The following is a 12,462-nucleotide window of genomic DNA, read 5'->3' as shown; positions in this document are numbered from 1 at the left end:
CACACGGGGGAACGACATGAGTGGCATGCAGGGCTGGCCGGGCGCGGGTTACCCCCCGGCGCCCGGTCCTGGTGGTGGGCCGGGCAACACCGTCGACAACAGCGGTAAGCGGTTCGGGATATGGGCCGGCGTCATCGTGCTGACCGTGCTCGCCTCGTTCGGGCTGGCCGCCGCGACCGGCGCGGACGCCCGTGGCGGTGGGGCGAGCGCCGCGGGGCCTTCGGACCTGCCGACGTTCGACGGCGCGGGCGGCACGGACGGGCTCGAGGACCTGGAGGACTTCGAGATGCCGGACGACACCGGCCTCGGGGACGACACGAGCGGCGGCGGCCTCGACAGCGGCAGCGGCGGCGGTGGTCTGGACACCACGGAGCCCACGCCCGAGCAGCCGAGCGACCCGACGCTCGACGCCTTCCTCGCGGTGAGCCAGGGCGACTGCCTCGCCAACTGGATGACCGACGAGACCACTTGGACCTCCGACGTGCCCGAGGTGGTGAGCTGCGACGACGAGTCCGCCGCGCTGTACGTCTCGGGGACCAGCGAGTTCGCCGTCGACTGCCCGGCGGGGGCCGGTCAGTCCTACTTCAGCTACACGTCCTACGGCACCGAGGTGCAGAACATCTACCTCTGCGTGACGCGCCAGTTCGACGTAGGCCAGTGCTTCCTCGGCATGTCGGACGGCAGCGCCAACCTGCTGAGCTGGGTGGACTGCGAGGGGGAGATCGTGCCGCCCTACAGCCAGCTCTACAACGTCACCGCCGTCTACTCCGCGCCGGCCAACACCAATGGCGAGGAGTGCCGTTCGGCGTCCGGTGACAACTTCTGGTGGTGGACGCTCGACAACGACTCGGTGCTGCTGTGCGCCGTGGTCTACCGCTGAGTTCGGGGGAGATCCAGTGAGCAATCCGTACCAGGGGCCGCAGCCCAACCCGTACCAGCCGACCCAGCCGGCGATGCAGCCGGTGCAACCGCCCCAGCCGCAACCGCCGCAGCCGGGCTACGGCTACCCGCAACCGCCCCAGCCGGGGCCCCAGCCCGGCTACGGCTACCCGCAGCCGGCCCCGGCGCCCGGCACGCCGGGCGGCTGGCCGGTGCCGGCGCCGCGCAGCGGCAACCCGGGGCTCGCGGTCTTCCTGACGCTCGGCGCCACCCTGGCGTTGATCCTCGTCTACGGCTTCGTCACCGGCGCCGTCGTCGACTTCGACGCGCTGATCGAGGAGGCGATGCGCGAGGGCACCGACCCCGACGTCGCCCAACTCACCTGGCTCGCCGCGCTGCTCGGCGGCGTGATCGGGCTGCCGGCCGGCAGGTTCGCGCCGGGCCAGCAGGGGTTCTACTGGCTCGCCGGGGTGGCCGCGCTGGGCGCGGTGCTGGTGGGGGAGACCTTCGCCACCGCCGTCCTCGCCTCCGAGAGCACGGACGGGGCCAAGAGCGCCTTCGAGTTCTTCTTCGAGGACTTCGGCGACTGCTGGGACGGCTGGACCACCGACGCGCACGGGCTGACCTGGCTCTTCGTGGCCCTGGCGCCCGCCGCCGCGGTGTTCACGGGTTATCTGCTGGGGCAGACCAGGCGCCCCGCGTAGCCTGATCGCCATGAGCGCGAACGGGAGTACGAGTGAGGCCACCCGCGAGACCGTGCGGGCACTGCTGGGGCGGATGGGGGAGGGCGACCCGGCGCGGATCGCCGAGCTGTTCGCGGAGCCGGTCGACTGGAAGCTCGACTGGCCGGCGGAGGAGCACGGCCGGGCCGCCACCCCGTGGATCCGCGACCGCTCCACCCGGGCCGAGGTCGCCGACCACTTCCGCCAGCTCGGCGAGCACCACGTGCCGGGCGAGGCCGGCACGGTGATCGAGCGGATCCTGGTGGACGGCGCGGACGCCGTCGTCACCGGGGAGATCCGGTTGACGGCCAAGCCCACGGGCCGCCCCTACCGCTCCCGGTTCGCCCTCCACCTCACCGTCGAGGACGGCCTGGTCACCCGCTACCACGTCTACGAGGACAGCCTGGCCGTCGCCCGGGCCTTCCAGGCGTAGCCCTTTCAGTCGAGGACCGCGGTGGCCTCGATCTCCACCAGGTGCTCGGGCACGTCCAGCGCCGCGACCCCGAAGAGGGAGGCGGGCGGCACCGGGTCGACACCCAGCTTCGCGACCGCCCGCGCCCGGCCCTCCAGGAAGAGCGGCATCTTGTCCGGGGTCCAGTCGACGACGTACACGGTCAGCTTCGCCACGTCGTCGAAGGAGGCCCCGATCCCGGCCAGGGCGGTGCCCACGTTGAGGTAGCACCGCTCGACCTGGGCGGCGAGGTCGCCCTCGCCGACGGTCGTCGCGTCGGCGTCCCAGGACACCTGCCCGGCGATGAAGACCAGCCTCGATCCGCGCGCGATCGACACCTGCCGGTAGACGTCGATCTCCGGCAGTCCCTTCGGGTTCACCAGCGTGATGGCCATGGCGCGCTCCTCTTCCTTCACTCTCTTGTGGTTACTGGGAAACCGTAGGAGAGTGACCGCTGACATGGAAGAACGCACTTTTCGGTGACTGGGGAACCGCATGGTGACCAAGCAGTACACGGGCTCGGCCGACGACGCCGACCTGCGGCGCGCCGACTCGCTGGCGCGCGAGATCTTCTCGGACGTCGCCAACAAGTGGGCGCTGCTGATCATCGAGGCCCTCGGCGAGCGGACGCTGCGCTTCAGCGAGCTGCGGAACGAGGTCGAGGGCGTCAGCCACAAGATGCTCACCCAGAACCTCCGCATGCTGGAGCGCAACGGGTTGGTGGAGCGGACCGTGTATCCCACCGTGCCGCCGCGGGTCGACTACCGGCTGACGGAGGCGGGCCGGGGGCTGCGGAAGACGGTCGACGCGATGTGCGACTGGACCCACCGCTACCTCGGCCACATCGACGAGGCCCGCCGCCGCTTCGGCGGCTGACGAGGGCAGCGCCAGCCGGTCGGTGGAGGAGAACCGGCTCACACCCCCGGCAGCGGGTCCTGCTCGACGGGGCGCTCCGGCGGGCGCGGCGCCTGGCGGAGGGCGAGCTTGGCGCGGCAGTCCGGGCCGAGCCCCCACAGCCGCGCCTCGCGGCCGTGCAGCGGCCGGCCGCAGAGCCGGCAGGTGACGCGGGGCCGGCCGCCCTCGCCGGCCACGGCCGACGGCTCGTCCACGCCGGGTAGTTCCAGGTCCACCGCTTCCATGGGCACCGGTCTATCACTCGTCCTTCGGGGCGACCAGCGGGAAGAGCCGGGCGATCGCGGCGACCGGCGCGGCCGCCGCCGGCCGGCCGCGCCGGTCGGCGTAGGGCGCGAGGAGGGCGCGGATCTGCTCGCCGAGCCGGGCGAGCTCGTCCGGCGTGAGGTGGACCACGGCGGAGAACGCCTCGTCCCGCCGCCACTCCTCGGGCGCCGCCTCCCGGTGGGCGAGCCAGCGCTGGTAGCTCTCGTCCTCCAGGCCCCTGGCCAGCACCGCGAAGTCCTCGTCAGCCGGCTCCGCCGGGGCGCGCAGCCGCCATGGGCGGACCCGGCCGCCGCCGGGGTGCGGGGCCTCCTCGATCAGGCCGTGCCTGGCGAGCTGCCGCAGGTGGAAGGAGCAGAGGCCCGAGCTGTGGCCGAGCCGGCGCGCCGCCTCGGTCGAGGTGACGGTGCCGAGCTCGGCCAGCAGGTCGAGCAGCGCCCGCCGCACGGGGTGCGCCGCGAGGGAGGCGTCGGCCGGGCCCGCGGGGGACTCGTCTTCTTCGGTCACTTTGCAAAGTCTGGTACTTTGCAAAGCGCAGGGTCAAGTCCCGGGCCAAGTCCCGGAGCCCAGGAAGGAGTTGTCGCCATGGCCGCCGTGCTGGTCCAGGGGCAGCCCGTCGACACGTACCCCACGCCCTCGCCCGAGGCGGCGCGCGGGTCACTGCGGCGGATCACGGTGATCGGCGAGGAGGTGCTGCACCGGCCCTGCCGCGAGGTCACGGAGTTCGGCTCACCCGAGCTGGCCACGCTGGTGGACGACATGTTCGCCACCCTCGACGTCGCCGAGGGCGCCGGGCTCGCCGCCAACCAGGTGGGCGTCGACCTGCGGCTCTTCGTCTGGGACATGACGGACGAGTGGGGGGTGCGGCACGTCGGGCACCTCGCCAACCCGGTGCTGGACGAGGTCCCGGCCGAGCGGCGCACCCTGCTCGAGGAGCCCGAGGGGTGCCTCTCGGTGCCCGGGCCCTATGTGCCGCTGGCCCGCCCCGACCACGCCGTCGTGCGCGGCGTCGACATCGCGGGCCGGCCGCTGGTGATCGAGGGCCGCGGCTACTTCGCGCGCTGCCTCCAGCACGAGACCGACCACCTGAACGGGCGGCTCTACGTGGACCGGCTCGCGGCCCGCGAGCGGAAGGCCGCGCTGCGGGAGATGGGGTCCCTGCGGGACCAGGTCATCGCCCGCCGCGCGGCCCGGGCCGAACAGCGTGGAAAGCAGTGGGAAGAAGGAGAAGGAGAAGGAGAAGGGGTGAGCCGGCCGGTCACTCCTGGCCGACCGTGACCTCCTCGTCGTTGCGCAGCTGGTTCATCAGCGCCTCGGTCTGCTCCATGTCCCACTGCACCGCCGACTGCCCGTCGGGGGTCTGGAACCCGGGGTTGGCGATCGGGATGTTCATCCGGTTGGCGCCGCGCATGCCCCAGAACATGGAGCGCAGGTCCCACAGCGACATGTCCTCGTCGACGATCAGCGAGTCGAGCGACGCGTTGGCCACCGGGAAGAGGCGGAACGGGTTGAGCAGCGTGGCCGGCGAGGCGGCCTGGTCGGCGAGGGTGCCGAGGAACTCCTGCTGGTTCTGGGTGCGGCCCAGGTCGCCCTCGGCCTCCTGGTACCGCTGGCGGTTGAAGGCCAGGGCCTCGGCGCCGTTCATCTGCTGGCAGCCGGCCTCGAAGTTCGCGCCGGAGTTCTCGTCCTGTATCGCCTCGTCCAGGCACATCTCGACGCCGCCGAGGGCGTCCACCACGTTGGCGAAGCCGGCGAAGCCGATCTCGACGTAGTGGTCGATGCGGATGTCCAGGTTGTACTCGATGGTGCGGGTCAGCAGCCAGGGCCCCTCGATGGCGTAGGAGGCGTTGAGCTTCTGCTGCTGCTCGGGGATGCGGTTGCCGGACTCGGAGCCGGTGAACTCGGGGATGGTCACCCAGGAGTCACGGGGCAGGCTGACCATGGTGCTGCCGTTGCTGCCGACGTGCAGCAGCATCATCGTGTCGGTGCGCTTGCCCTCCACGCTGCCGGTGTGCAGGTCCTGCTGCTGCTCCTCGGAGAGCCCCTCGCGGCTGTCGGAGCCGACGATCAGGTAGTTGGTGCCCTCGCCGGCGGCCGGGCGGTCCTCGACCACCGAGAGGTCGACCTCGCGGCGGAGCTTGCCGTCCGCCCAGAAGTAGGTGGCGGTGGCGACCGTCACCAGCGCCAGCACCAGGGCGAGCGCCGTGTAGCCGATGCGGCGGCCCCAGCGGGGGCGGCCCGGCGGGCGCGAACCGTAGTCGTCGCCCGGCGGCGGGGGCGGGGGGCCCTGACGGCCGGCGCCCCGGTAGATCTGGCCCTCGTTGTATCCCGAGTCGTAGCCCGGGTCGTGCCCGCCGGCGTAGCCGGGGCCCTGGGCGGGCCCGGGGCCCGCCGGCTGGTACGCGTCGTGTTCGGGTGAGCGCTGGCGCGGGGGTCTCTGGACGTGCGGCATGACCCGCGCGCCCTCGGGCGTGGGGCGCCGGTTCCGGTTCTGGTCGTCGTCGGTCCATCCGTCGGGCCAGTCGCTCATAACACAGCAGTGTGCCTGGGTGAAGACGACCCGCGGGAGGTGGGGTGCGGACTGTGGCTGACCTGACACAAATGGTCGCCCTGGGTGTCCGCGCCGGTGCTGTCTAGTCTGAGAAGATGACCGATCTCCCCGGGAAGCCCACCGCGGCCTCGCGCACCACGCTCTCCCACATCATGTCGCCGAACGACGTCAACCTGCTCGGCACCGTGCACGGCGGCGTGATCATGAAGCTGGTGGACGACGCCGCCGGCGCCGTCGCGGGGCGGCACTCGGGCGGGCCCGCCGTCACGGCCTCGATGGACGAGATGGTCTTCCTCGAACCGGTCAGGGTGGGCGACCTGGTCCACGTGCACGCCCAGGTCAACTGGACAGGACGCACCTCGATGGAGATCGGCGTGAAGGTGCTCGCCGAGCGGTGGAACGAGTCGCGGCCCGCGAGCCGGGTCGCCACCGCCTACCTGGTGTTCACGGCCGTCGACGAGAACGGCAAGCCGCGCCCGGTGCCGCCGGTGATCCCGGAGAACGACCGCGACCGCGGCCGCTACCAGGAGGCGCAGATCCGCCGCACCCACCGGCTGGCGCGGCGCCGGGAGATCCAGGAGCTCCGCGACCGGGCGCGGGAGCGGCCGTAGGAGAAGGGCCCTGGCCGCCGGTCAGAGCCGGTCAGAGTCGGGCGATGCGGGCGTGCCGCTGGCGCGGGGCGCGGCGCGGCGGGACGACGCCGGCGAGCAGGATCAGGCGGGTGGCGCGGTACCGCTGGCCCGCGTAGGGGGCGAGCAGCTCCAGCATCCGCTCGTCGTCCGCGTCCCGCTCGCCGGCCAGCGCGTGGCCGACGACGCCGGGCAGGTGCAGGTCGCCGACGGTGACGGCGTCCGGGGCGCCGTTGCTGCGCTGCAGCGTCTCCGCCGCCGTCCACGGGCCGATGCCGGGCACGGCCTGGAGCCGGGCCAGCGCCTCGGGCAGCGGCATCGCGGCCGCCTCCTCCATCCGGCGCGCCACCCGCGCGGCGCGCACCACGGCCGCCGAGCGCTTGCCGTCCACCCCGGCCAGGTGCCACTCCCAGGACGGCAGCAGCACCCAGGTCCGCGGCTCGGGCGGCACACAGAGGCCCAGCTCGCCGCCAGGGCCGGGGGCCGGCTCGCCGAAGCGGCGCAGCAGCAGCCGCCAGGCGCGGTAGGCCTCCTCGGTGGTGACCCGCTGTTCGAGGATCGAGGGGATCAACGACTCCAGCACCAGGCCGGTGCGAACGAGCCGCAGCCCGCGGTGGCGGCGCAGCGACTCCGCGACCAGCGGGTGGTGGGCGACGAACGCGGCGGGGTCGTCGTCCGCGCCGAGCAGCGCGGGCAGCGTGTCGAGCGCCCAGTCGGCGCCGGGGCCCCAGGCGGTGGCGGCGAGGGCGCCGCCCGCCCCCTGGGCCAGCCGCAGGGTGGCCGGGCCGAGCGGGGTGCGGCTGGCGCGCCACAGCGTGCCGTCGGCGGCGGCTTGGAACGCCGGGTCGTAGGGACCGCGCCGCAGCACCATCAGACTGCGGCGCGGGTCGTACGGGCCCTGCGGGGTCCAGTCACGGTGCGGCACGACCGGCAGGCTACGCGACGTGCCCCGCCGGCCCGCCGTCCGGCTACCGACCCTGGAGTTCCGCGGCCGCCGAGCGGATGGTGGGGAGCTGGTCGTAGAGCTTGGCGCCGGGGCAGTCCGTGGCGTAGGCGTCCTGGTGCCCCGACACGTTGTCGAGCTTGACGGTGGTTCCGGACGGCCACTGGCCGCCGCTGCTCGTGCGGTTGCTGGCGCCGCTCGGGTCGCCGTCGTGCAGGCCGAGCTTCCAGGCGACCAGCCGGGAGAGCGCGTCGCGGGCCTCGGCGCTCACCCCGGTGTCGCTGTAGGTGCCGAGGACGGCCACGCCCGTGCTGTTGTGGTTGAAGCCGAGGGTGTGGGCGCCCTGCACGGGCTCGGCGACGCCGCCGGCGCGGCCCTCGTAGACGGTGCCGCACTTGTCGACGAAGAAGTTGTAGCCGACGTCCCGCCAGCCCTGACTCTCCACGTGATAGCGGTAGATGCCCCGGATGAGGGAGGGGGCCTCGGAGCAGGAGTAGTCGTTGCCGCCGCCCGTGTGGTGCACGAAGACGGTCGTGACGGTGTCCGTGTAGACGTAGCCGCTCTCCCGCAGGCTCTCGTCGGCGCCCCAGCCGGCGCGCGTCACGATCGGCGGTCGCGCCGCCTCGTGGGCGCCGGCGGCGGTGGCGGCGCGCGGCGTCAGGTCCTCGGCCCTGAGCCTGGCCCCGGAGCCGGGGACGTCCTCGGCGTCGTCGGCGCCCGAGGCATCGTCGGTGCCCGGGTCGACCAGTTCGAGGCGCAGCCCGGCGGGCAGCTCGTCGGCCGGCGCCTCGTCGTCGCCGGCGGCGGCCGGCAGGACCCGGACCTGGACGCCGTCCGACGGGCCGACCCACAGCGGCGCGGTGCCGCCCCGCAGCGTGCCGCCGGTCGCCTCGGCCGAGTCGGGGTCGGGGGCGTGGTCCGGTCCGACGGCGAGCCGCCGCCACTCGGACCAGTCGCCGGTGTCGGCGTCCCTGGTGCGCACCCGCACCTCGCCGTTCAGCGGGGCCGTGGGGTCCGTCCAGACCACGCCGAGCAGCGAGAACGGTTCGGTGCCGGTGGCCGGCAGGCCCTGGATGGGCGGCTGCTCAGGTTGCTCAGGCCGCTCGGGCCGCTCGGGCCGCTCGACGCCGCCGCCCTCGGGTTTCGGGCGGGCCTCCGGCGGCCGGGCGGGGCCGATCGCGGCCAGCGGCTCCAGGGCGAGCGACTGGCGGCCGCCGGCCGGCGGCGGCGCCGGGGCGGTGGACGGCTGTCCGGTGGCGAGGGCGGGCGCGGTGAGCAGGGCGGCCGAGCAGGCGGTTCCGATGATGGAGGCAAGCAGTGCACGCATGGCAACGATCTTGGGCATACCCCGACAGATCTGTCCATTCATGGAGTAATCGGATGAGCGCGAAGCGTGCCCGCGCCCACCCCTCGCGACCGCCGCCACCGCCCGCCGCGGCGCCCCGCCCCGGGGCTACCCTGGCGGCGTGAACACTGCCGACCGCACCCCCGCCGACCTGCTGCGTTCCGCCCTCGCCGCCGACCCGGGCCGGCCGCTGCTCACCTACTACGACGACGCCACGGGGGAGCGCGTCGAGCTGTCGGCCGCCACCCTCGCCAACTGGGTGGCCAAGACCGGCGGCCTGCTCCAGGACCAGCTCGGCATGGCGCGCGGCGAGCGGCTCGCCCTGCTGCTGCCCGCCCACTGGCAGACCGCCGTCTGGCTGCTGGCCGCCGCCGCCACCGGCGTCGTCGTCGAGATGGACGGCGACCCGGCCGAGGCCGACCTGGTGGTCGCCGGCCCCGACCGGCTGGAGGAGGCCCGCGCCTGCACGGGCGAGCGGATCGCGCTGGCGCTGCGCCCGCTCGGCGGCCGCTTCCCACAGCCGCCGGCCGGCTTCGCCGACTACGCCGTCGAGGTCCCGGCCCACCCCGACACCTTCGCCGCCTACGACCCGCCGGGGCCCGACGACCCCGCCCTCGTGGTGGCCGGCCGCGCCCTCACCGGCGGCGAGCTGCTCGCCGCCGCCCGCGCCGACGCGGCCGAGCGCGGCCTCGGGCCCGGCGCCCGGCTGATGTCGCTGGCCGGCTACGACAGCTGGGCCGGGCTCTCGGCCGGCCTCTACGCGCCGCTCGCCGCCGGCGGCTCCGTGGTGCTGTGCCGGAACGCCGACCGGCTCGACGCCGGGGCGCTCGCCGCGCGCCGGGAGAGTGAGCGCGTCACCCACTTCGCCGACTGACGGTGGCCGGGGCGCTCCGGCGCCCCCAGGATCGACACCATGAGGGTGCCGAGACAGCCCGCCTACCACGCGCCGGACCGCGCCGCGGAGCCCGAGTCCGCCTCCCGGGTGCCGCCCGCCGGTCGGCGCCGCCGGTGGTGGCGCCGGTCCTGGCGCCGCGTCAGGTTGCGCTGGGTCGCCGCGGCGCTGGCGCTGGTGGTGCTCGGCTCGGCCACCGCCGGCTGGTGCTACCTGCGCGGCCTGGACGGCAACATCGTCACCGACGTCACCACCGCCGACGAACTGGAGCGGCACCGCGCCGAGCGCCCGGCCCGCACCCCGGGCGAGGCGAAGAACATCCTGGTGATCGGCGTCGGCGAACGCAGCCCGGACACCGTCCTCCTCTTCCATCTGGCCGGCGACCGGCGCAGCGCCACCGCCGTCGCCCTGCCCCGCGCGCTCGCCGTCGACGTGCCGCGCTGCACCGGCGTCGACGGCACCGGCCTGGCCGCCCGCCGCGCCACCCTCGACGCCGCCTACGCCTCCGGCGGCGCCGCCTGCCTCATCCGCACCCTGGAGGGGGTCTCCGGCATCCGGGTCGACCACCACCTGATCGTCGACTACGTGGTGCTCGGCCAGCTCGCCGACGCCGTCGGCGGAGTCGAGCCCTGCACCCTGGACGCGCTGGCCAGAAAGATCGCCAGCAGCGGGCTGCTGCTCAACCCCGCCAAACTTTTGCCACTGCTTGACGACCTCACCTCATCCATCACATCCGACACGGAGCTCAACTCCCTCCGCGAGCTCTACGACCTGATGCGCGAGGTCCGCGCCGTCCCCCGCGACGAGCTGCGCTTCCTCACCGTTCCCACGGAAACGAGCGATCCCTCGACCCTCGCCGAGGCCGAGGCCGACGCCCTGTTCGCGCGGCTGCGCGAGGACCGGCCGGTGTCGAAGGAGGACGGCGGACCGCCGCTTGTGACCTCGGGCGACGCCGCGGCGAACACCATGTGCGAGTAAAGAGCAAGGCGATAAAACCGCAGAAAGGGGGAGTAGCAGGAGGTTTGGCGTCGCTGGCGCGGGTGGAATGCGTCACCGTCATCGCTACCCACGGAACCTGGGGGCTAGTGTGTGCCGTCTGATCCTTGAGCAGGCACACGGAGGGCGCACGGAAACGTGGACGCGCAGGGACGTGGGGGAGCGGGCGATATCGACCCCGCGGATCAGTGGGTACTCAACCCGGAGACCGGCAACTACGAGTTGCGTCTCCCGGGCGCCCGGCAGCCCGGGCAGGCCCGGGGGAGCGCCGGGTCGGCGGCCGACAGCGGAACGCGCCCCCCGCGTAACGCTCCGCCACGACAGCGTCGCGCCCCGTCCGCGCCCGGCGACCGGGCCCGGCCCGGGACCGGCGACAAGCCGGTGCCCGGTCAGCGGGACCGCCGCGCGCCCGTCAACCGCCGCAAGGGCAAGGGGACCAAGAAGAAGCGCAGCCGCGGCCGGCGGATCCTGACCTGGGCGGGCGGCGCGCTCGCCATGGTCGTGCTGGTCGCGGCGCTCGGCGCCTGGTACTGGTGGGAGCGGCTCAACGGCAACCTGACGCGCGTCGACGCGGGCGTCAGCGCCGACTACGGCGACGGCGACCCGGTCAACATCCTCTTCATCGGCACCGACAGCCGCTCAGGCGAGGGCAACGACTCGTACGGCGGCGAGGCCAGCGAGGGCAACGACACCACGATCCTGATGCACTTCTCGGCCGACCGCGAGCACGCGACCGGGCTGAGCATCCCGCGCGACATGATCACCGACATCCCGGAGTGCGAGGTCACCCACGAGGACGGCACCACGGAGACCATCCCCGCCTCCGAGGGCGTGCGGTTCAACCAGTCGATGGGCGCCATGGGCCGCGACCCGAGCTGCGTGGTGAACTCCGTCCAGGAGATGACCGGCGTCACGATCAACCACCTGATCATGGCCGACTTCAACGCCGTCAAGGACATCTCGACGGCGGTGGGCGGGGTGCCGATCTGCCTTGAGGAGCCCATCGACGACCCCAAGTCGGGCCTGAGCCTGCCCGAGGGCGAGCACGTCGTGGAGGGCGAGGACGCGCTGTCCTTCGTCCGCACCCGCTACGGCGTCGGCAACGGCGGCGACCTGGACCGGATCAAGCTCCAGCAGCAGTTCGTCGCCTCGATGGCCCGGCAGATCACCGACGGCGGGATCCTCTCCAGCCCGACCCGGCTGCTCGAACTGGCCGAGGTCGCCACCAGCGCGCTCACCGTCGACGACGAGATCGAGAACGTCAACGACCTGCGGCTGCTCGCCCAGGACCTGGGCCGGGTCTCGATGTCCGACATGAACTTCGTGACCGTGCCCGTCGTCGACAACCCGGACGAGCCGGAGGACGCCCGCGCCACCGTCGTCCTCGACGAGGCCCGCGCCGCGCCGATCTTCCGGATGATCCAGGAGGACATCGACCCGAACCAGGCCGAGGAGGACGCCGCGGCCGAGGAGGAGCAGGCCGAGGCCGTCGAGCCGGCGCCGGCCGCCGAGGTCCGGGTCGACGTCTACAACGGCGGCGACGTGCTGGGCGCGGCCCAACAGACCCTGGAGTGGCTGCAGAACGTCCAGGGCATGCCGCTGACCACCAACAAGAGCAACGCCCCGGAGTCGCAGGAGACGACGACTCTGGAGTACGGTGCCGACCAGGCCGACCAGGCCGCCACGCTCGCCGAGGTCATGGGCCTCCCGGACTCGGCGCTCCAGCAGGTCGACGAGGACCGGGGCGATGAGCCCATGGTGCTCGTCCTAGGGAACGACTTCCGTGGCGCGGGCCAGCCCATCGAGGTTCCGGCGGAGCTGCCGGAGGATGTCGACAGCATCACGGCGGACGACGAGAGCGTCTGCGCCAGTTGAACC

The 12,462-nt window shown here is 73.7% G+C and carries 15 protein-coding genes; 9 read left to right on the top strand and 6 right to left on the bottom strand.

What is annotated here, in order from left to right; genetic code table 11:
- Window positions 1-16: 16 nt before the first annotated feature.
- The 3 genes from RNC47_RS25755 to RNC47_RS25745 are packed head-to-tail and all read left to right on the top strand — an operon-like array spanning window position 17 to window position 2,034.
- Window positions 17-880 carry an LppU/SCO3897 family protein gene (locus RNC47_RS25755; RefSeq protein WP_311601990.1) on the top strand — a complete coding sequence of 288 codons (864 nt, stop codon included), beginning with the start codon at window positions 17-19 and terminating at the stop codon, window positions 878-880.
- Window positions 881-896: 16 nt separating this feature from the next.
- Entirely contained in the window at window positions 897-1,583 is a 687-nt protein-coding gene (locus tag RNC47_RS25750; protein WP_311601989.1) for a hypothetical protein, read from the top strand.
- Between the two features lie 10 nt (window positions 1,584-1,593).
- Window positions 1,594-2,034 (top strand): nuclear transport factor 2 family protein, encoded by a 441-nt coding sequence (locus RNC47_RS25745; RefSeq protein ID WP_311601987.1) that lies wholly within the window; start codon window positions 1,594-1,596, stop codon window positions 2,032-2,034.
- 5 nt (window positions 2,035-2,039) lie between these two features.
- Here RNC47_RS25745 and RNC47_RS25740 read toward each other — a convergent pair whose 3' ends face one another.
- Window positions 2,040-2,447 (bottom strand): RidA family protein, encoded by a 408-nt coding sequence (locus RNC47_RS25740; RefSeq protein ID WP_311601986.1) that lies wholly within the window; start codon window positions 2,445-2,447, stop codon window positions 2,040-2,042.
- Between the two features lie 100 nt (window positions 2,448-2,547).
- On the opposite strand from RNC47_RS25740, the gene RNC47_RS25735 reads away from it, so the two are divergent.
- Window positions 2,548-2,928 (top strand): winged helix-turn-helix transcriptional regulator, encoded by a 381-nt coding sequence (locus RNC47_RS25735; RefSeq protein ID WP_311601984.1) that lies wholly within the window; start codon window positions 2,548-2,550, stop codon window positions 2,926-2,928.
- 38 nt (window positions 2,929-2,966) lie between these two features.
- Here RNC47_RS25735 and RNC47_RS25730 read toward each other — a convergent pair whose 3' ends face one another.
- Window positions 2,967-3,191 (bottom strand): DUF6011 domain-containing protein, encoded by a 225-nt coding sequence (locus RNC47_RS25730; RefSeq protein ID WP_311601982.1) that lies wholly within the window; start codon window positions 3,189-3,191, stop codon window positions 2,967-2,969.
- A gap of 13 nt (window positions 3,192-3,204) precedes the next feature.
- Window positions 3,205-3,735 (bottom strand): winged helix-turn-helix domain-containing protein, encoded by a 531-nt coding sequence (locus RNC47_RS25725; protein WP_311601981.1) that lies wholly within the window; start codon window positions 3,733-3,735, stop codon window positions 3,205-3,207.
- Window positions 3,736-3,813: 78 nt separating this feature from the next.
- Between RNC47_RS25725 and def the strand changes: the two genes are divergently transcribed.
- The gene (gene def, locus RNC47_RS25720; protein ID WP_311601979.1) at window positions 3,814-4,506 is read left to right on the top strand and encodes a peptide deformylase; all 693 of its coding nucleotides are present in this window, start codon (window positions 3,814-3,816) and stop codon (window positions 4,504-4,506) included.
- On the opposite strand, the gene RNC47_RS25715 is transcribed toward def, so the two are convergent.
- Window positions 4,487-5,758 carry an LCP family protein gene (locus RNC47_RS25715; protein WP_311601978.1) on the bottom strand — a complete coding sequence of 424 codons (1,272 nt, stop codon included), beginning with the start codon at window positions 5,756-5,758 and terminating at the stop codon, window positions 4,487-4,489. The genes def and RNC47_RS25715 overlap by 20 nt on opposite strands.
- Window positions 5,759-5,874: 116 nt before the next feature.
- Here RNC47_RS25715 and RNC47_RS25710 point away from each other — a divergent pair, with 116 nt between their 5' ends.
- A complete protein-coding gene (locus RNC47_RS25710) occupies window positions 5,875-6,390 on the top strand; it encodes an acyl-CoA thioesterase (RefSeq protein WP_311601977.1) in 516 nt (171 codons plus the stop codon).
- 31 nt (window positions 6,391-6,421) lie between these two features.
- Here RNC47_RS25710 and RNC47_RS25705 read toward each other — a convergent pair whose 3' ends face one another.
- Window positions 6,422-7,279 (bottom strand): DNA-3-methyladenine glycosylase family protein, encoded by an 858-nt coding sequence (locus RNC47_RS25705; protein WP_311602028.1) that lies wholly within the window; start codon window positions 7,277-7,279, stop codon window positions 6,422-6,424.
- 97 nt (window positions 7,280-7,376) lie between these two features.
- Entirely contained in the window at window positions 7,377-8,678 is a 1,302-nt protein-coding gene (locus tag RNC47_RS25700) for a peptidoglycan recognition protein family protein (protein ID WP_311601976.1), read from the bottom strand.
- 139 nt (window positions 8,679-8,817) lie between these two features.
- On the opposite strand from RNC47_RS25700, the gene RNC47_RS25695 reads away from it, so the two are divergent.
- The 3 genes from RNC47_RS25695 (at window position 8,818) to RNC47_RS25685 (ending at window position 12,459) form a co-directional block, all read left to right on the top strand.
- The gene (locus RNC47_RS25695) at window positions 8,818-9,570 is read left to right on the top strand and encodes a TIGR03089 family protein (protein WP_311601975.1); all 753 of its coding nucleotides are present in this window, start codon (window positions 8,818-8,820) and stop codon (window positions 9,568-9,570) included.
- A gap of 39 nt (window positions 9,571-9,609) precedes the next feature.
- Entirely contained in the window at window positions 9,610-10,566 is a 957-nt protein-coding gene (locus RNC47_RS25690; RefSeq protein WP_311601973.1) for an LCP family protein, read from the top strand.
- A 156-nt stretch (window positions 10,567-10,722) separates the two neighbouring features.
- The gene (locus RNC47_RS25685; protein ID WP_311601971.1) at window positions 10,723-12,459 is read left to right on the top strand and encodes an LCP family protein; all 1,737 of its coding nucleotides are present in this window, start codon (window positions 10,723-10,725) and stop codon (window positions 12,457-12,459) included.
- Window positions 12,460-12,462: the final 3 nt, after the last annotated feature.

Origin of the sequence: Streptomyces millisiae (assembly GCF_031845425.1) — a bacterium.
GTDB lineage: Bacteria > Actinomycetota > Actinomycetes > Streptomycetales > Streptomycetaceae > Streptomyces > Streptomyces millisiae.
This window is presented reverse-complemented; position numbering and strand designations above follow the sequence as displayed.